Origin of the sequence: Nicoletella semolina, assembly GCF_004345745.1 — a bacterium.
In the GTDB taxonomy this organism is placed as follows: domain Bacteria; phylum Pseudomonadota; class Gammaproteobacteria; order Enterobacterales; family Pasteurellaceae; genus Nicoletella; species Nicoletella semolina.
Map to the genome: position 1 here is coordinate 35439 of NZ_SLXJ01000006.1, position 19578 is coordinate 55016.

General features: G+C 39.4%; 20 protein-coding genes and 2 tRNA genes. 7 read left to right on the forward strand and 15 right to left on the reverse strand.

Annotated elements, in window-relative coordinates:
• The first annotated feature begins 15 nt into the window (after positions 1-15).
• Entirely contained in the window at positions 16-1155 is a 1140-nt protein-coding gene (gene ompA / locus EV693_RS05020; RefSeq protein WP_132501286.1) for a porin OmpA, read from the forward strand.
• 205 nt (positions 1156-1360) lie between these two features.
• Here the strand turns inward: ompA and yghU are convergent, their stop codons facing one another.
• From yghU to EV693_RS05050, 6 genes are all read right to left on the reverse strand, one after another.
• A complete protein-coding gene (yghU, locus tag EV693_RS05025; RefSeq protein WP_132501287.1) occupies positions 1361-2152 on the reverse strand; it encodes a glutathione-dependent disulfide-bond oxidoreductase in 792 nt (263 codons plus the stop codon).
• Positions 2153-2290: 138 nt separating this feature from the next.
• Positions 2291-2380: transfer RNA gene (locus tag EV693_RS05030), tRNA-Ser, on the reverse strand.
• 85 nt (positions 2381-2465) lie between these two features.
• A tRNA-Ser gene (locus tag EV693_RS05035) sits at positions 2466-2555 on the reverse strand.
• A gap of 86 nt (positions 2556-2641) precedes the next feature.
• Entirely contained in the window at positions 2642-3751 is a 1110-nt protein-coding gene (gene trmA, locus EV693_RS05040; RefSeq protein ID WP_132501288.1) for a tRNA (uridine(54)-C5)-methyltransferase TrmA, read from the reverse strand.
• Positions 3752-3893: 142 nt separating this feature from the next.
• Complete coding sequence (locus EV693_RS05045) at positions 3894-4223, reverse strand: MaoP family protein (protein ID WP_132501289.1); 330 nt, start codon at positions 4221-4223, stop codon at positions 3894-3896.
• Between the two features lie 219 nt (positions 4224-4442).
• Positions 4443-5003: an opacity family porin gene (locus tag EV693_RS05050; protein ID WP_132501290.1), complete on the reverse strand. Its 561-nt coding sequence runs from the start codon at positions 5001-5003 to the stop codon at positions 4443-4445.
• A gap of 167 nt (positions 5004-5170) precedes the next feature.
• Between EV693_RS05050 and EV693_RS05055 the strand changes: the two genes are divergently transcribed.
• Positions 5171-5575 (forward strand): helix-turn-helix domain-containing protein, encoded by a 405-nt coding sequence (locus EV693_RS05055; RefSeq protein ID WP_132501291.1) that lies wholly within the window; start codon positions 5171-5173, stop codon positions 5573-5575.
• Between the two features lie 64 nt (positions 5576-5639).
• Here the strand turns inward: EV693_RS05055 and ddc are convergent, their stop codons facing one another.
• From ddc to EV693_RS05075, 4 genes are all read right to left on the reverse strand, one after another.
• The gene (ddc, locus tag EV693_RS05060) at positions 5640-7175 is read right to left on the reverse strand and encodes an L-2,4-diaminobutyrate decarboxylase (RefSeq protein ID WP_132501292.1); all 1536 of its coding nucleotides are present in this window, start codon (positions 7173-7175) and stop codon (positions 5640-5642) included.
• 171 nt (positions 7176-7346) lie between these two features.
• Positions 7347-8711, reverse strand: a complete 1365-nt coding sequence (locus EV693_RS05065; RefSeq protein WP_132501293.1) for a diaminobutyrate--2-oxoglutarate transaminase — start codon at positions 8709-8711, stop codon at positions 7347-7349.
• Between the two features lie 428 nt (positions 8712-9139).
• Positions 9140-9886 (reverse strand): class I SAM-dependent methyltransferase, encoded by a 747-nt coding sequence (locus EV693_RS05070; RefSeq protein WP_132501294.1) that lies wholly within the window; start codon positions 9884-9886, stop codon positions 9140-9142.
• Positions 9887-9948: 62 nt separating this feature from the next.
• Positions 9949-10875, reverse strand: a complete 927-nt coding sequence (locus EV693_RS05075) for a mechanosensitive ion channel family protein (RefSeq protein WP_132501295.1) — start codon at positions 10873-10875, stop codon at positions 9949-9951.
• Positions 10876-11066: 191 nt separating this feature from the next.
• Here EV693_RS05075 and rluC point away from each other — a divergent pair, with 191 nt between their 5' ends.
• The 4 genes from rluC to dapE all read left to right on the forward strand — a co-directional run bounded on the left by rluC (position 11067) and on the right by dapE (position 14508).
• Positions 11067-12029 carry a 23S rRNA pseudouridine(955/2504/2580) synthase RluC gene (rluC, locus tag EV693_RS05080; RefSeq protein ID WP_132501359.1) on the forward strand — a complete coding sequence of 321 codons (963 nt, stop codon included), beginning with the start codon at positions 11067-11069 and terminating at the stop codon, positions 12027-12029.
• Between the two features lie 35 nt (positions 12030-12064).
• The gene (gene folP / locus EV693_RS05085) at positions 12065-12907 is read left to right on the forward strand and encodes a dihydropteroate synthase (RefSeq protein WP_132501296.1); all 843 of its coding nucleotides are present in this window, start codon (positions 12065-12067) and stop codon (positions 12905-12907) included.
• Between the two features lie 28 nt (positions 12908-12935).
• Positions 12936-13286: an ArsC family reductase gene (locus EV693_RS05090; protein WP_132501297.1), complete on the forward strand. Its 351-nt coding sequence runs from the start codon at positions 12936-12938 to the stop codon at positions 13284-13286.
• A 91-nt stretch (positions 13287-13377) separates the two neighbouring features.
• Positions 13378-14508, forward strand: coding sequence for a succinyl-diaminopimelate desuccinylase (gene dapE / locus EV693_RS05095; RefSeq protein WP_132501298.1), 1131 nt, complete (start codon positions 13378-13380; stop codon positions 14506-14508).
• A gap of 97 nt (positions 14509-14605) precedes the next feature.
• On the opposite strand, the gene secF is transcribed toward dapE, so the two are convergent.
• The 3 genes from secF to yajC are packed head-to-tail and all read right to left on the reverse strand — an operon-like array spanning position 14606 to position 17754.
• Entirely contained in the window at positions 14606-15580 is a 975-nt protein-coding gene (gene secF / locus EV693_RS05100; protein WP_132501299.1) for a protein translocase subunit SecF, read from the reverse strand.
• Between the two features lie 10 nt (positions 15581-15590).
• Positions 15591-17435 carry a protein translocase subunit SecD gene (gene secD / locus EV693_RS05105; RefSeq protein ID WP_132501300.1) on the reverse strand — a complete coding sequence of 615 codons (1845 nt, stop codon included), beginning with the start codon at positions 17433-17435 and terminating at the stop codon, positions 15591-15593.
• 25 nt (positions 17436-17460) lie between these two features.
• Positions 17461-17754 (reverse strand): preprotein translocase subunit YajC, encoded by a 294-nt coding sequence (gene yajC / locus EV693_RS05110; protein WP_132501301.1) that lies wholly within the window; start codon positions 17752-17754, stop codon positions 17461-17463.
• A gap of 228 nt (positions 17755-17982) precedes the next feature.
• Between yajC and EV693_RS05115 the strand changes: the two genes are divergently transcribed.
• On the forward strand, positions 17983-18534 hold the full coding sequence (locus tag EV693_RS05115) for a YtfJ family protein (RefSeq protein WP_132501302.1): 552 nt from the start codon (positions 17983-17985) through the stop codon (positions 18532-18534).
• Positions 18535-18590: 56 nt separating this feature from the next.
• Here the strand turns inward: EV693_RS05115 and EV693_RS05120 are convergent, their stop codons facing one another.
• The gene (locus EV693_RS05120; RefSeq protein WP_132501303.1) at positions 18591-19127 is read right to left on the reverse strand and encodes a YggT family protein; all 537 of its coding nucleotides are present in this window, start codon (positions 19125-19127) and stop codon (positions 18591-18593) included.
• Positions 19128-19215: 88 nt separating this feature from the next.
• Positions 19216-19554: a YggL family protein gene (locus tag EV693_RS05125; protein WP_132501304.1), complete on the reverse strand. Its 339-nt coding sequence runs from the start codon at positions 19552-19554 to the stop codon at positions 19216-19218.
• Positions 19555-19578 lie beyond the last annotated feature (24 nt).

Genomic DNA, 19578 nt, shown 5'->3' on the forward strand with positions numbered 1-19578 from the left:
AGAGGATCATCAAAAATGAAAAAAACTATTATTGCATTAGCAGTATCTGGTTTAGCCGTAGCATCAGTAGCACAAGCTGCACCAAAAGCAAATACTTTCTATGTGGGTGCTAAAGCAGGTTGGACAAACTTTCATAACGATATCAACCAATTTAACTCTAAATATGCAACAGATTCACGCTTTAACACTGTAAATGTTAAAGGTCAAGATGGGTTTAAAGGTTACAGTGTTAATCGCCATGCTGTGACGTACGGTGTATTTGGTGGTTATCAAATCATTGATAACCTTGCTCTAGAGATCGGTTACGATGATTTAGGTCGTGTTCGCCTCAGCGAGAAAAACGCAAAAGATGAATCAGTTGTAATATTTAAGCACTCCGCACACGGTGCTCATTTGAGCTTAAAACCAAGTGTTGAAGTTGCAAAAGGTCTAGATCTATTTGCAAAAGTAAGTGCAGTGTTAGTACGCAATGACTACAAAAATTATAATTTAGACGGCTCTCAAGCTGACAAATACCATACTTTAAGAACTTCTTTAGGTGTAGGTGGTGGTGTTGAATACGCCATTCTTCCAGAATTATCATTACGTACTGAATATCAATGGTTACGCCGTGTAGGTAATTTTGAGAAAGCTGTTCAGAAAGCAAATGGAACTACCAACGTTAAATATAGCCCAGATTCACACTCTGTATCTTTAGGCTTAGTTTACCGTTTCGGACAAGGTTCAGATCCAGTAGCAGTTGCTGCACCTGAAGTAATTAACAAAAGTTTTGCCTTTAACTCTGATGTATTATTCGCCTTTGGTAAGGCTGATTTAGCATTATCAGGGCAACAAGTATTAGATTCAGTCAATGATGAAATCAGTAAATTAGGTATCAATAGTCCGTCAGTTCAAGTAAGCGGTTATACTGACCGTATTGGTAGCGAAGCAGCTAACTTAAAACTTTCACAACGTCGTGCTGAAACTGTTGCTAACTACATCGTTTCTAAAGGTGTAAACCCTGCAAATGTAACTGCAGTAGGTTATGGTGAAGCAAATCCTGTAACTGGTCATACTTGTGATACAGTGAAAGGTCGTAAAGCACTTATCGCTTGTTTAGCACCAGATCGCCGTGTAGAGCTTCAAGTTCAAGGTGAAAAACAAATCACTATGTAATTAAATATTTTATTTAATTCTTCGTTGAAAATGCCCACAATTAATTGTGGGCATTTTTTCTACATTCATCTTATTCCTATATTCTTAACGTTTTAGAGATTATTCAAAATAACTCAATGACTTTCCTCATTTGAACACTTTACGTTGATAAAAGTCTTGATGTTATCTAGATCGTTCGAAAATGTGTTTTACGCTTATGTAGCAATCAAATAATCGGTAAGTATTCTACGTTTTTACCTCGAACCACGGCTGGGCGTTGGTAAATTTGTTCTGACCAACGGATCAAGTTTTTATACGAATCTGTCTCTAAAAATTCAGTGAGATTATAAGAACTGATACCTAACGCTACTTGTCCATACCAAGACCAAATTGCAATATCTGCAATACTATACTCATCGCCACAGATAAAGGTACGTTCAGCTAAATGCTTGTCTAGCAGATCAAGTTGGCGTTTTATCTCCATTGCAAAACGATTAATTGGGTATTCTAATTTTTCAGGTGCGTAGTGATAAAAATGCCCTAACCCTCCGCCTAAATAAGGTGTGCTTGCCATTTGCCAAAATAGCCAAGATAAGCACTCTGTACGTTTAGCTAATGCTGTGGGAAGTAATACACTAAATTTTTCGGCCAGATAAAGCAAAATAGCTCCAGATTCAAAGACAGGCTGTGCAGGTGAAATACTTTGATCTAGCAATACTGGAATTTTAGAATTGGGGTTAAGATTCACAAACTCAGAACCAAATTGCTCGCCATTTCGAATATCGATCTTGAATAAATCATAATCAATACCTGCTATACCTAACTCACGTAATTCTTCCAACATAATGGTAATTTTTACGCCATTGGGTGTGCCGAGAGAGTAGAGCTGTAATGGTTTTGTGCCTTTAGGTAAGGATTGTTCAAATCTCGCTCCCGAAATAGGACGATTCATCCCTGAGAATGTCCCGCCACTGGATTGTTCCCATTGCCAAATTTTCGGTGGAATATAGCAGCTCATAGTACCTCCTTCATTTTGTTTAAAAAATAGGTGCATATTATTGACGTTTTAAAGATAGCTGATCGATAATTTTTTAATACGATATGTTTTTTGAACATAAAAAAATAAAGCCGATAGTAGAAGCTATCGGCTTAAATATGGCGGAGGAAGTGAGATTCGAACTCACGGAGGGCGTTAACCCTCGCCGGTTTTCAAGACCGGTGCATTCAACCGCTCTGCCATTCCTCCGAGTTGATGCAATATAAATCTTTGATTATTTCTATTTAGATAGAAAGCCTGCTGATAAAATTTCTATCAACAGGCCTAAATTCAGTGGCGGAGGAAGTGAGATTCGAACTCACGGAGGGCGTTAACCCTCGCCGGTTTTCAAGACCGGTGCATTCAACCGCTCTGCCATTCCTCCGCTGAAAACGGTTGAGATGATATAGATAAGCCTGAAATCGGTCAAGCATAAAATAGCACTGTATGACTTAATTATGCTTAAATGCTTTATTTTTCATCATCATATGAATGTTTAACTAGCCAAACTCCGCTTTCTATATGCTCTGTATAAGGGAATTGATCGAATAACGCACAACGCTCAATGCGATGTGTATGGGACAACTGCTCTAAATTTTCAACTAGAGTTTCTGGGTTACACGAAATATATAAAATACGGTCATACTGTTGTACCATCTTTAAGGTGTATGAATCCAACCCCGCACGAGGCGGATCAACTAAAATGGTGTTGCATTCATAGTCAGATAACGCAATGCCTCGCAAACGATAAAACTCTCGTTCACCATTGATCGCTTGACTAAATTCTTCTGCTGACATTCGGATAATCTGAAGATTTTTAACCCCATTTTTTTCAATGTTATATTGTGCGGAACTGACGGAAGATTTAGAAATTTCGGTTGCCAATACCTTACGAAAATTACTTGCTAACGCAATAGAAAAGTTTCCATTACCGCAATAAAGTTCCAATAAATCCCCACTGCTGTTTGCGGTACAACTTCTCGCCCATTCTAGCATCTTTATATTCATTTTGCCGTTAGGCTGGGTGAAACTATTTTCGACTTGACGATAGTAGTAATTTTTACCCTCAATCGGCAATATTTCCTCAACATAATCCTCATCTAGGGCTATTTTTTGCTTTGTAGCTCGTCCAATAATTTGGCAATTAAAACCTAAAGCGGTGAGTTTTTGCCTTAATTTTACAGCTTCTTCTTTCCATTCATCGCTCAGCTTTTTGTGATAGAGCAGCGATATGGCAATTTGTCCGCTTAAGGTACTTAAATAATCAATTTGGAATAATTTTTGTGTCAGTAATGAATTTCCTTTAATTTCCGATAGCAGCACTTGCATCATCTGATTAATCAATTGGCTTGCGATTGGAAATGTATCCACTCGATAACGTTGTTTTGTTTTCGGATCAAACATCACGTGGAACAGATCACCTTGCTCGTGCCAAATTCGGAATTCTGCACGCATTCGGAAATGTTCAAAATCAGAAGAAAACACCTCTAAAGTCGGTGCAGAAAAACGGCTAAGGTAAGCGGTCAATTCTTCGGTTTTTTTGGCAAGTAATCGAGGATAGTCGTGGGTAGGTAAATTCATTGTTTATGGTTTCTAAGTCTAATCGGTAACAAGTAAGAAATGCTGAAAAAGCTATCTTGGAATATAAGGATAAAGTATAAAGGCAAAGAAAAAAAGTAAGGGGAAAACTCCCCTTATTCTAATATGTTATTTACTAATGTATTTACTCGGAATCGTCTGTGCCAGAAAGATCGCCACTTACATCGCCAGATAATGTATAAATACGCTTCGTTTTGCCTGTTAGAGAGCGATATTTAATCCACACTTTTTCCAGTGCGGTTTGTGCTTCTTGCTCACCTTTTGCTACAGCCAAAAATTGCTTTTCTTCCGCGGTTACGGCCTGACGCTCGCCATTTTCCAATGCCAAACACGCCTGTCCAAACTGCTCTAATAATTGTGATTCACGAATGGTGTAATCTCCGTGACGAGAAAAGCCACGAGGATAATTTTTATCATCAAAAAAACGACGGGTAACACTAAAACTTTCTGCCATAATATGCCTCTTGCTAATTTTTGACTATACAAAATAAAATTGGGGGAGCATTAAAGCCAAATATAGAGAAGAAATCAATGTTTTCTTACAAAAAACGGTAAGATTTTTTTCACTCCTACCGTTTGTATTTAGTTACGCTAATATTTTCAATTATGTTAATTGCATCGCCACCAAAAAATTATATATCCAATCGCAGATCATTTTTTGTAGAATTGCCTATCAGAAGTTATAACGTAAACCTATATTTGCTCCAACTTGGTGAGTTTCTTCTGATAATCGTAAAGGGCGGTTATATTCTATCCCTAAATTTAAATCAATATTCTTATGTATCTCATATTGAACTCCGCCTAACAAACCAACACCAGATACACTACCTTTAACTTTACCTTTACCTGTAGCAGAATAGCGACCATTTATTGAAACAGTTGCTTTAAGTTCATTATACGATAGGCGTCCTCCGATGTATGGAGTAAATTGCTTGTCTGTATAAAAATTATAAAATGTACTAATTCCTAGCGATGTAATTTTGGCTGAAACCTTTGCAGAAGCATACTCATTACTTACACTACGCCCTAACTTACCAACATTCGTGTAGTCAATTGCGGCACGCCAATTTCCCCAATCATAACCTGCACTAATGCGTTGAGTAAAATCAGAAATGACGTGGATACCTTCATATTCAAGGTTTGAATACCCTAAATCGCCCTGTACATACCAACCTTCCGCTTGGGCTGAAACGGTAAAACCTGCTAATACTGTTGCAATAAGTAATTTTTTCATAGTTTAAGACCTCTAAATATGTGAAAATAACACTTGTTGCATTTGGCAAGAGATTGCAAAATGCCCAATTATTTTAGATAAAACACATAATTAGCAACAGAAAGAAACACGGCAGTTACTGCCTAATTTCGACAAAATCTGCCTAAAGAGAAAGGAATAACATCACAATGGCGATGCACGATAAAATCCGATTATTGAGAGAATTAAATCAATTTTCGCAAGAGGAAATGGCTGAAAAAATGAATATGTCGCCGAGCGGCTACGCCAAAATTGAGCGAGGCGATACCAAATTGCAATATGATAAGTTAGTGCAGATAGCTCAAATTTTTAATATGAATCTGGCGGACTTTGTAGATACCGAAAAAGGCGTATTTTTCTGCTTGAATGATAATAGCGATTACATTTATACCAATTACAGCAATAATGATGCACTTGCATTTGAGATCGAAAAACTCAAACTTCAGTTAGCCAATCAGACCAATTTATTAGCTCATAAAGATGAGTTGCTTGCCCAAAAGGAAAAAGAAATTAGCCATCTTACTAAAATTATTGCGATGCTAGAAAAAGCATAATTTCCCGAAACAAGCGGAAAAAACAAACCGAACGCTGTAGAGACGCTCGGTTTGTTATTTTTAATTAATCAATTGGCGGCACGTAAGTGCCGTTGGCAATCGAATCTTTAATCCGATTTGCCTCATTGAGTACCAGTGTCAACAATGCTTTCACATTTTCTAATGTTGCAATTGGACTTAGGGTGGTCATTTTCAGTGATTGTTTATCACCGACTTTGGTGACGCCGATGTTTGCTTCGCCACGAGCAAAAAGTTCATCTGCCACGTTTTGATTGAGTGTATCTAGCCATTCTGCTGGATAGCCTTTGGGCACAACACGGAATAAGACAGAGGCAAATTGGCTTGGTACGAGCATCTCTAGCTCATCAGCCATATTAATATAATTTTCCACCTCTTTGGTGAGTTTTACGCCGTGATCAATCATTGAAGCGTAGAGATCTTCGCCGAGTGCCTCTACGGTGAACCACAATTTTAATGCGTCAAAACGGCGAGTAGTTTGGAGCGATTTCGCCACCAAGTTTGGCACGCCGTGTGCTTCGTCATATTCGGAATTGAGATAATCTGCCTTGTAATCCATAAAACGATAATTTTCTGCCTCTTTGAGCAAAAATGCCCCACACGAAATACTCTGGAAATAATGTTTATGAAAATCAAGCGTAATCGAATCTGCTTCTTCAATGCCGTCTAGCAAATGACGGAAATCTTTTGACAGCAACAACGCTCCCCCCCATGCTGCATCAATATGTAGCCACGCACCATAGGTATGGGTAATCTCACGGATTTTTTTGATGTCGTCAATTGCCCCTGCATCGGTGGTGCCAGCTGTTGCCACTACGCAAGCAATAATGTTGCCACTAGCGGTCAAATCCGCCATCATTTTTGCAAGTGCCTCCGTGTCCATTTGTGCATTGTCGTTACAAGGCACGGTGATGACGGATTGAAAACCCATTCCCATCATCGCCATATTCTTTTGGACGGAAAAGTGTGCGTTTTCCGAACAGATGACTTTAACTTTTGTCATCGCTTCTGCTGGAATACCATCACGTTGTACTGACCATTCCGAGCCATCTGCATTTTGCCAATGTTTCGCTATCGCCCAATCACGAGCCAACATCACGCCCATTAGATTTGACTGCGTACCGCCAGAGGTAAAAACCCCTGATGTGCCTTGGCCATATCCTACCTTTTGGCGTAACCAATTAATTAAATGCTCTTCCATAATTGAGCCTGCTGGACTTTGATCCCAAGAATCCATTGACTGATTGGTCGCATTAATCAGCACTTCGGCAATTTGGCTGGCAACCATTGTTGGACAATGTAGGTGAGCTAATGAATGTGGGTGATGGACTTTGAGGCTTGGCTTAAGAAAAATTTCAACTAAATTTTCAAGTGCATTTTGGACGCCCACACCTTCCTTTGATGGTGAAAAGTTCTCGATCAATCCTCGCATTTGTCGAATTGAACCGCCTGTGTACATTTTTTCATTTTTTAGCCAAGCACTAACCGCTTGCACCGCCTCTGCCATTGCCTGCTCATAATCTGCAATTGACTGAGGATCGTTACAGAAAAGGGCTTGTTTGTGTTTTGAAATATCTGTCATGTTCTATTGTCCGTATTTTGTAGGGATACACAGCGTGTGTCTTTGTTTGAAATTTAGGACGCAAGCATTGCGTCCCTACATTCATTCCGATATAACAAAGGTGGGTATTCTTGCCACCCTGCGAGCGGTCATATTTTGCCATTTTTTTACAAAAAGCGACCGCTTGCTTAATTAGCCACGCACCGCTTTCATGGCATCTGCGATAGATTGCTTGAAACGTTTGATCATTTCTTCACATTCCGCTTGCGAGATATTAACTGCACAAAGCACACGCACCACATTGCCGCCACGTCCGCCACGCTCTAACAGCAATTTGTTATCAAAGCAGGCTTTTTGGATTGCAACTGCTAATTCTCCGTCAGCAGGGAAGGCACCTGTGCGATCGGCAGACTGACGGTCATCTACAATATCAAGGCCTAGCATTAACCCTTTACCACGCACATTGCCAATGCAAGGGAATTCAGTGGATAACGCTTGTAGTGCGGATTTTAAATACTCGCCACGATCTTGGGCATTTTGTGCGAGATTTTCTTCACGCATCACTTTTAATGAAGCATAACCTGTTGCCATTGCTAACTGGTTCCCACGGAATGTACCAGTGTGCCCAGCAGGCTGCCACGCATCAAATTCTTTTTTAATCGCTAACACAGCTAATGGTAAACTTCCGCCGACTGCTTTTGACATCACCACAATATCAGGTTGAATGCTGGCATGCTCAAAGGCAAACATTTTTCCTGAACGACAAAAACCAGCTTGCACTTCATCAACAATCATTAAAATGCCGTGCTTTTGCGTAACTTCACGCACTTTTTGTAAGAAGCTGATCGGAGCAGGCACAACCCCACCTTCGCCTTGAATAGCTTCTAAAATAACTGCTGCAGGTTTTACCACGCCGCTCTCAACATCTTCAATAAAATTCTCAAAATAATGCTCAACCGCTTTCGCCCCAGCTTCACCACCGATACCAAATGGACAGCGATATTCGTGTGGGTATGGCATAAATTGGACACCAGCCATCAAATTTTGTACTGCATTTTTGGCACTTAAATTGCCAGTCATAGATAGCGAACCATGCGTCATACCATGGTAGCCGCCAGAAAAGGAGATGACATTGCCACGCCCTGTGTAAGTTTTGGCAAGTTTCACCGCCGCTTCTGTACCATCAGCACCAGTGGGTCCACAGAACTGTAAGCAATACTCATCTTTGGGGAAGAAAGAGAGCAATTCTGCAGTAAATGCATCTTTTAATGGTGTAGTTAAGTCAAGGGTATGCAACGGCAAGCCGCTAGTCAAAACATCTTGAATCGCCTCAACGACTGCAGGGTGATTATGTCCTAAAGCTAACGTACCTGCTCCTGCTAAGAAATCAAGATATTCATTGCCTTCAACGTCGGTAACCCAACATCCTTGTGCTTTAGCAATGGCTAAAGGTAGCTTGCGTGGGTAGCTACGAACATTTGATTCCATTTCATTTTGACGTTGCAGGTAATAAGCATTCGTTGCTTGTGAGACAGGATTAACTGGAATTTTTATCATGGTTAGATAGACCTTCATAAAGAGGTTAAAAAAATAAGTCGGGTGCCTTGCGGAGGAAGCCTAAGCTCTCGAATTCTAAAAAACTCGGTGCCTTGGGGCATTTTGACTCGCTACTTATTAAAAAAAGCGTTGCAGCTTTTTTGTGTTGTCTACCTCAAGCATAGGATAAGCTGGGAGACGCTCAAACGTTGTTATATAAGTTGTTAAATAGATTGTTGTAATAAAAAACAGCTCTACATACATAGCCATATTTGAGGCGGCACATAGTACCGAATTTCTACAGAAAAGAAAGAGATTTATATTAAAAATTAGAAGCTATTTTTGATGACTGCTGAGATTTTGATTTTACACACAACTTGTATTTGACAAAAGGCTACTAATGTAAGCAATCTGTAGCAATACATATACATGACGTAGAGAGTAAAAAGTTATTTTTGATGAGATAAATAAACATCAAAGCGGTGGTTTTTTGTTGTTTGGCTAAAGTCAGGTTTTTGATTTGCGAGAAATGCGGCGTAATCGGGTCGTTTGACGACAACTCGTTTATAAGCTAATTTTTTCGCAGGGGGAAATAGGGTATCTGCATCTAAATCCGCTCCAACAAGATGCTGAAAAACCCTCATCTCTTTTTTTACTAATGCACTTTTCTGTTTATGTGGATACATTGGGTCAAGATAGACGACATCTGCTTTTTTACTAGAATCCAACAATGCAATATTTCCCATTGGTGATAAGGTCATTCGTTGTTGCATAAATTCGCCAATTTCACTATCACAATAAGCACGCTGTAAGCCATCTTCTAGTAATGCACAGACGACAGGGTTACGTTCTACTAGTAGGACGTTACAGCCAATGCTAGCTAATACAAAAGCATCTCTACCTAATCCTGCAGTAGCATCAATGACACTTGGAAAATGATTACCTTTCACCCCTATTGCCTTCGCAACAGCTTCGGCTCGACCGCCGCCAAATTTACGGCGGTGTGCCATTGCTCCATTTACAAAATCAACGGCTATCGAGCCAAGTTTAGGCTCATCAAGTTTGCGTAACTCTAGTCGCTCTTTCGTGAGGACTAAAGCGAGTGTTGCCGTATCATTATGTATGAGTTGCCACTTATGGCAAAGTGCTAAAAATTTGCCATCATCGTCGGTTTCATTCACTAATTGCACTGTCATTTTAGATCTCGAATTAGGTTTAAACACCCACTTGTTTATGGGTGTTTAAAAGTCCGTGCGTATTATTTTTGTTCTTTCTTTTCAATCTTAATCATTTGATCTTCTGGGAAATGCAAATCTAGCTGATTGTACGGAATGCCAATATTTGCATTATCGAATGCTATTTTGATTTTTTCTAGAATGTCATAGTGAACAGACCAATAGTTGTTGGTTTGTACCCAAGGGCGAACGAAGAGCTGTACACTATTTGCAGCTAATGCTCCCACAGCAACAAGTGGCTCGGGTTGATTTAACACTCGTTCATCTTCAGCTAAGATTTGTTGTACAATGGTTTTAGCTTGTTCAATATCTGCCTCGTAGCTGATGTCTAGAATAAAATCAATACGACGAGTTTCATTGCGAGAGTAGTTTGTAATGCTATCACTAAATACTTTGCCATTTGGAACAAGAATCGTTTTATTATCACCTGTACGCAGTTCTAGCATCAATAACCCCATTTGTAATACTGACCCAGATACGCTACCCGCCTCAATAAAATCGCCTTTATTGAATGGTTTAAAGATTAAAATCATCACGCCAGCAGCAAAATTTTGTAATGAATTTTGTAATGCTAAACCGATAGCAAGACCTGCCGCACCAATTAATGCCACAAGAGAACTGGTGTTAATGCCGAGTTGAGAAAGTGATGCGATAACAACGATCAATAAGAATAAGAAATAAGCGATAGAAGTAACAAAACTTTTTAACATTGCATCTTCACTTGATAAAAAGACTGCTTTTCCGATTAAGCGGCTAAGTACTCTTGCCAAATATCTTCCTACTACAAAAATAGCAATCGCAATCAAAATTTTCGTACCGTATGGAATAATCCAATCGTTAAGTAGTGTAGAAAAGCTAAAGTCTTCGCTATTTTTTATGACTTTAGAAATTGCTTGTGTAACATCAATCTGAGAGGTTTTTTCTGTGGTTTGAGTGGCGGTTTCAGTCATTTTATATCCTTGTTTAAATTAAAAATTGGCTCTCATTCTAACACAACTTAGTTGCAAAATTTATGTTAATATTCTATGCGAAAATTTTCCAAAAATATGACAGTAACGGTAAGTGATAATATAACTAGATAATTGAACGAATAGTGCAATAACAATAGCGGTCTAAAAAAATGATAAATTTTGAAAAAAAAATAAGCTCTGAAAAAATAATAAATGCCAGCGTACAATTTTTTACGATTTGCGATGATGAGGCTGGGCAACGTCTAGACAATTTTTTGCTAAATAAGTTAAAAGGTGTGCCAAAGAGCTTAATCTATCGCATTGTTCGCAAGGGGGAAGTGCGTGTAAATAAGGGCAGAAGCCAGCCAGCTTACAAGCTGCAAGAAGATGATGTCGTGCGAGTGCCGCCTGTGCGTGTTGCAGAAAAAAATGAGGCACCGATTTCGGTCAAATTAACTAAGGTGGCAGCACTTGAGAAACATATTCTATATGAAGATGATGTCATACTTGTGATCAATAAGCCTTCGGGGATTGCGGTACACGGTGGTAGTGGGTTGAATTTTGGTGTGATAGAGGCATTAAGAGCGTTACGACCTCAAGCAAAATTCCTTGAATTAGTTCATCGCATTGACCGTGATACTTCAGGTATCCTTTTGGTCGCAAAAAAACGCTCAGCACTGCGGAATTTACACGAACAGTTACGAGAAAAAACCGTCAAGAAAGAGTATCTTGCGTTGGTACGAGGACAATGGCAATCGCATGTAAAAGTGATCAAAGCTCCACTATTAAAGAATGAATTGGCAAGTGGCGAGCGTATTGTGAAAGTCAATGAAGCAGGTAAGCCATCTGAAACTCGTTTTAGCATTGAAGAGCGTTATATAAATGCAACTTTAATCAAGGCCTCGCCAGTAACAGGTCGGACTCACCAAATTCGTGTACATACCCAATATGCTGGACACCCCATTGCATTAGATGATAAATATGGCGACAGTGAATTTGATCAAAAAATGAAAGATGTGGGCTTACAGCGTTTATTTCTTCACGCTTACGCTATTCGTATTGAACACCCCAAAACAGGTGAGCCAATGGTCATTACCGCTCCGTTAGACAGCACCTTAAAATCCGTTATCGCCACATTAAGAGCAGAGCGATAAAAAGAAAAACTACACGATAAAACCTGAGCCATAAAATGAAGATTCATTTCAAAAATTATCAACAAAGAGACCGCTTACTTGATCTCACACAACCCAACATTATGGGCATTTTGAATTTTACACCTGATTCATTTTCTGATTCAGGCAAATTTTTTAGCTTGGATAAGGCATTATTTCAAGTCGAAAAGATGATTAATGACGGAGCGAATATTATTGATATTGGAGGAGAATCAACACGCCCTAATGCTGCCATCATTACATTAGAACAAGAACTAGAGCGGGTTGTGCCACTAGTTGAAGCTGTACGACAGCGTTTTGATTGCCTAATTTCGGTCGATAGTTCTAAAGCTGAAGTATTTAAACAATCTGCTATTGTTGGGGCGGATATTCTCAATGATGTGCGTGCTTTAACTGAGCCTAATGCGTTAAAAACTGCGGTTGAACTCCAATTACCCGTCTGTTTAATGCATATGCAAGGCAATCCACAAACTATGCAGAACGCACCTTATTACGATAACGTAGTAGACGAGGTGGCAGCTTTTTTGAAAAGCCATCTTTACCATTGTCAGAAAGCAGGTATTTCCGAAAAAAATATTATTATTGATGTAGGGTTTGGTTTTGGTAAAAGTGTGCAACACAATTTCCAATTATTAAAACATCTCTCGACATTTACCGAATCAGGTTACCCTGTGCTAGTTGGCTTATCTCGTAAATCAATGATCGGTACGGTATTAGATAAACCAGTAGAGCAGCGTATGATTGGTTCTGTTACAGGTGCATTGCTAGCGGTGCAAAAAGGGGCAAAAATTGTACGAGTACACGATGTCGCTGAAACAGCAGAGGCTCTAAAAATTTGGCAAGCAATGATGGAAGCCTAGTGTTTAAAACAGAAAATAAGGGAAAAATATGATTACAGTTTATGGTATTAAGAATTGCGATACGGTTAAAAAAGCCTTGAAATGGCTAGCAGATAACAATATCGAACACGAACTACATGATTACCGTGTAAACGGCTTAACTATTGATTTTTTACAGTGTGCAGAAATAGCATTTGGCTGGGAACAACTAATAAACAGACGTTCGACAACGTGGCGAAATTTAGATGAAACAGTAAAGCAAAATTTCAATCGTGAAAATGCATTACTAGTATTGATTGAACAACCGACATTAATTAAACGCCCAATTATTCTACAAGACGGTATCGCATTGATTGGTTTTGATGTTAAACAATACGAAGAGACATTGTGTTTGGAATAGGACGTAAGTGTTTTTGCTCTCATCTTGTACTTACTCTTAAATGTGGGAAAGACAGATTGGCTAGCTAATCAGCATAGAAAAAAGGAATAGTATGAAACAAACCATCATTGAGCTTGCTCAAACCCTTATCCACCGCCCTTCCATCAGCCCGAATGACGAGGGGTGCCAGAAATTAATAGCTGAACGATTGGAAAAACAAGGTTTTAGTATTGAATGGCTACCTTTTGGCAATACGCTAAATTTATGGGCAAAACACGGTACAGGTGAGCCTGTGATAGCTTTTGCTGGACACACTGATGTTGTACCCGTTGGCGATGAAAGCCAATGGAATTATCCTCCTTTTGATGCCAAAATTGTTGATAACTTGCTGTACGGACGAGGAGCGGCGGATATGAAAGGTTCTTTATCTGCAATGGTAGTTGCCGCAGAAGAATTTGTAAAAGCCAACCCAAACCACCAAGGGACTATTGCACTGCTTATCACCTCTGATGAGGAAGCTGCTGCAAAAGATGGGACAGTGAAAGTCGTGGAAACGCTTATGGCACGAGGTGAGCCGATTCACTATTGTATAGTGGGTGAGCCATCAAGTAACGAGCAGCTGGGTGATATCGTAAAGAATGGTCGGCGAGGATCAATCACTGCAGAGTTGCATATTAAAGGCGTGCAAGGGCACGTTGCTTACCCACATTTAGCAACGAACCCAATACATAAATCACTTGCTTTTTTAAACGAATTAACCACCTATCAATGGGATAATGGTAACGAATTTTTCCCACCTACTAGCCTACAAATTGCCAATATCCACGCAGGTACAGGCAGTAATAATGTCATTCCTGCTGAGCTTTATGTGCAATTTAATTTACGTTATTGTACTGAAATTAGTGATATCTTCATTCAAGAAAAAGTTTCTGAATTGCTCAATAAATATGAGCTAGAACACGAAATTAGCTGGCATTTATCAGGTAAGCCATTTTTATCAGGCAAAGGAAAACTAGTTAATGCAACCATACAAGCGGTTAAAAGTGTGGCAAAAATTACACCACGCTTAGACACAGGCGGCGGTACATCAGATGGACGTTTTATTGCATTAATGGGAGCGGAAGTGGTGGAATTCGGACCACTTAATTGCACAATCCATAAAGTCAATGAATGTATAGATGTGAATGATTTAGCCAAATGTGGCGAAATATATAAACAGATTTTGGTGAGATTATTATTGTAAATTTTTTATTGACTACTCCAGAAATCGGAGAATAGAAGGCAATGAAATCCCCTACACTTTAGAAGTGAGGGGAAATTGAGATGGAGTTAATCTACTATCAATAATGAGAGAGAGAATCTTGATCTTGCCCTTCTTTTTCTACGACAGGCTGTATCATATGTTCTCGTTCCAGTCCAAGCTGTAGTGCAAGCCCTACTGCGACATAAATAGATGAATAAGTGCCAAAACCAATTCCAATTAGCAACGCCAAAGAGAAACTATGCAAGGTTGGACCGCCTAGCCAGTACAAGGCAAATACAACAAAAAGTGTGGTAACGGAAGTCATTAAAGTACGAGACAGTGTTTGGCTTAATGATACATCAATTACCTCTGCTGGGCTTGCTCGGCGTATTTTAGGAAAATTTTCTCGTACTCGGTCAAACACTACGATACTATCATTGAGAGAATAACCTACTACCGATAAAATAGCGGCAACAAAGGTAAGATCAATTTCTATTTGTAGAAATGAAAAAAGTCCAATAGTAACCATTACATCGTGAAAGAGTGCCAAGATTCCACCAACAGCTAAACGCCATTCAAAACGAACTCCCACATAAAGTAGTAGCATACCTAACGTCGCAAGTGTGGCATAAATCGCCCCTTGAGTCAGTTCTTCTCCTACATTTGGTCCAACAAACTCAATACTTTGAATTTTTGCACCTGTATCAATATGTTGGTGGATAAGATCCATCACTTTGTTGCCAAGTGTCATATCACCTGCTGATGCGGGTAGGCGAATCATTATATCTTTTTGTCCACCAAACGTCTGTACCAAAGCACTGTGATAGCCATTTTCATCAAGCATTGTGCGAATTTTATTTAAATCAGCCGCTTGAGAGAAATTCGTCTCAATGACGGTGCCTCCAGTAAAATCTAATCCCCAGTTAAACCCCTTAGTTGCAATACAAAATATGCAAAGGAGCGTAACAATGATAGAAAATCCAAATGCGATAAAACGATACCGCATAAAAGGGATCAATTTGTAAGGCAATTTAATCTCTGAAAGCGATTGTGCTGCTGTTTTTATTGTCATTTTATGCCTCTTAAATCCAAAGTTTGTTCACACGTTTACCGCCATATACCCAATTCACTAGCATTCGTGTCCCTGTGATAGCTGTAAACATTGAGATCATCACCCCTAATGCAAGTGTTACCGCAAAGCCTTTCACGGGTCCCGTACCTGCAGCATATAGAATGGCAGAAGTGAGAACAGTCGTTAAGTTTGAGTCAAAAATACTGGTAAATGCACCATTATAACCTTCGTGGATAGCTTGCTGAATCGAACGCCCATTTCGGATCTCTTCCTTAATACGCTCATAAATTAACACATTAGCATCAACAGACATGCCAACGGCTAACACAATTCCTGCAATACCAGGCATTGTCAAGGTTGCTCCAATTACCGACATTAATCCAATGGTTAATACAAGGTTTGCAAGTAATGCTCCCGTTGCGAACAATCCAAAGACCTTATAGTACACTACACAAAATAAGATCGTTAAACCCAGCCCAAGTAAACCTGCATTCATACCCTGAGCAACATTATCCGCACCAAGTGATGCCCCAATTGTGCGTTCCTCGACGATAACAATCGGTGCAATTAATGCTCCAGAGCGAAGAAGAACCGCAAGGTTTTGAGCCTCTGCTGGGCTATTAATGCCTGTGATTTGAAACTGACTACCCAAACGAGAACGAATTGTTGCTATATTAATGATTTCTTCGTGGCGTTCTAGAATGACTTTGCCATTTGTATCACGCCGTCCAGAATCTTTAAATTCGCTATAAAGCGTTGCCATCGGTTTATCGATAGCACTTTTGGTCGCATTCGCCATTAAATCACCGCCAACACTGTCTAGATTAATACTGACTTGTGGCAAACCGTGATCATCTAAACCTGATGAGGCATTAATAATATGTTCTCCACCCAAGACGGCTTTACGTAATAACAATGAAGGTACGCCATCACGATCATATTTCAATTCCGAATCAGCAGGAATAACGCCTCGTAAAGCAGCGTCCAAGTTGGCATTAATATTCACCATACGAAACTCAAGAGTTGCGGTTGCTCCCAAAATCTCTTTTGCTCTAGCGGTATCTTGTACCCCTGGTAATTCAACAACAATACGATCTGCCCCTTGACGCTGAATAGTTGGCTCTGAAACGCCTAATTCATTCACTCGTTTACGCAAAATAGATAAATTCTGTGTAATTGCGGCATCACGAGAGTCGGCAAATCCTTGAGCAGATTGCTGAATACGAATAAGCGTAGGTGAAAGCTGATCGACTTCTAATGACGAATGCTGACGGCGAATTAAACGCTGTGCTTTAGCTGCAATTTCACTGTCTAAAAACTCGACTTCAATTGCAAAATTTTCTGCTTTTTTGACCGCTTTGTATTGCAATTTTTCTTTACGAAATTCATTGCGTAATGAATCTTGGAGCTGCTCTTGCTGTTTGGTTAAGGCGGTATTCATATCCACTTCCATCAGGAAGCGAACACCACCACGCAAATCTAAACCACGTTTCATTGGCTCGCCGCCAATAGATGCAAGCCAATCAGGAGTGGCTGGTGCAAGATTAAGAGCAACAGAATAGTTATTACCTAATGCTTCTGCGATTTTTTCTTTTGCTGGAAGCTGTTGCTCATCTTTTTCAAGACGAACCAAAATTGAACCATTTTCAAGATGAACCGCCTTCGGCGTAATCTCTAAGGATTTTAGTGCAGATTGCACCTGAGAGAGCGTTTCAGGTGTAGCCTGCTGACCACGAGTGGCAGAAATCTGAACGGACGGATCTTCACCATATAAATTTGGAAGGGCATATAAAGCACCAATGGCGATCACAAGGATCACCATTAGGTTCTTCCAAAGAGGGAAACGATTTAACACAATAAGTCCCCTTATCAAGGAAAAATTAAAGAGATTTTAAAGAGCCTTTCGGCAAGACAGCAACAACAAAATCACGTTTTATCGTCACTTCGGTCGTATCATTGAGTGCAATCACAATATTATCATTGTCATTTGAAACTTTGCTAATTTTGCCAATTAAGCCACCGCTTGTCAGAACTTCATTCCCTTTAGCAAGACTGGCTAATAACTCACGTTGCTGCTTTTGGCGTTTTGCTTGTGGACGGTAGATCATAAAATAAAAAATTAAACCAAATATGACCAGAATAAAGATCATCTCCATTCCACCACCTTGTTGCATATTAAGCTCCTATAAATTAAATAAAAGTGAAATAATCTTCTTAACCTGATGACTTTTCCTCTTGAAAAGAGCTAAGCCATAGCCTAGAAACCGCAATAAAATAGCATAAATTCAGCTATTAAACGAGAGAAAATTCAATACTCGAGAAAGATTTTCCGCTATGCAATAGGCAGTTTTGCTATAGAATAATACTCTGTCTAATCTATTAGCCTTTAAGAGGGAAGTTTAATGAAAAAATTACTCACAATCACTTTAGGTGCATTTTTTGTAAACATTGCAGCAGCACATAACATTCAACTGAATACTTCATTACCCACTGTTTCTGTAATTGAAGACGGCGAATTAGTTGCTTCAGACAATAACATCACCTATCGACCTTGGCAATCCACAAGCCTTATAGGAAAAGTACGAGTGGTACATCATCTTGCTGGTCGCAGTAGTGTAAAAGCAAAAAATGAAGCACTCTTTGAAGCAATTAAAGCTTCTAATTTTGATAGAACTCGCTATCAAACCACTACAATTATCAATGCAGATGACGCAATTATTGCAACAGGAGCATTTGTCAAAAATAGTGCTGAAGATGGAAAACTGGCTAATGCACATAGCCAAGTTATCTTAGATCAAAATAGTACCGTCAAAAAAGCGTGGCAACTTAAAGAGAAAGAAAGTTTTATCGCTGTGCTTGATAAAAATGGCAAAGTACAATTTGTTTCTGAAGGAAAACTATCCTCTGAACAAATTCAAACTGTAATTAATAATGTAAAAGCATTATTGAAATGAATGATCTCAGGATTCGTCCATAAGTAATTAAGTTATCACTGCCTTAGAAGCAGGCACTACGCAATCACCCATAGTAAGCCAAATAATTTGTAAAATAGGTTGTTGAGCAAAATTAATGTGATGCCAAATACCATAACGGATAAATCCAGCATACCTGTACGAGGCAATATTCTGCGGATCAATCCTAATACTGGCTCTGTAATTTGAGCAACGGTGTAATCTAAGGGGTGATTACCTTGTGTTATCCAGCTCATTAATGCTCGAATAATGGTGGTAAAAAAGAGAATCTGTCCGAAAGTCTTCATTATACCGAGTAACCCCACTAATATTGCGACCGTTAAAGGCAAGTTGAGTAGTAATTTTTCTACGGTGAGTAGAATTAACGCCAGCAGCAATGCGGCAAAATTGATTCTTTTGAAATTGGAAATCACTCGTTGTAGCGGTGAGATAAGTGGCGAGGTCATTCGGATTAGGCTTTGGGAGATAGGTAGCCTAGGATCAACACGGCAAAATTCCAGCCAAGTGCGGAGAATGAGAATAAACGTGATGAAACCAACAATAATAGAAACGATAGGAAGTAATATTTCACTCATAACAACTCTACTTACAAAGGGGAAAAGAGAGCGGTGAGATTGAGGGACATTTTGTAAAATTATCTGTCAATCTGACCGCTTGTGGTGATTAGGCGGTTGGGTAATCCCACCAAATATCAAATAATTCGCTGATTTCGATGTGTACCAGTCCATTGTTTTCTAACCAAATTTTCACTGTTTGGCGGTGTGACTCATCACATTTACCCAATTTTTCTAAACACACTAAACCTTCCCATTGTAAGTAGCCACTACCTTCATAGGCTAAGCCATTAGGTTTGATGACTTCGTCAATGAAGCGGTCGATAGTACTATCAATCACATCGATCCCCGTTCCTTCAACAAATTGGAATTTGACTAAAAAGCCTAGCTCTTGGTATTCGCCTAAGTGCATTTTTTTGCGTTGTCTTGTGTTACGTTTAATCGCCATTTTGTATTTCCTCTTTTCAAAAGT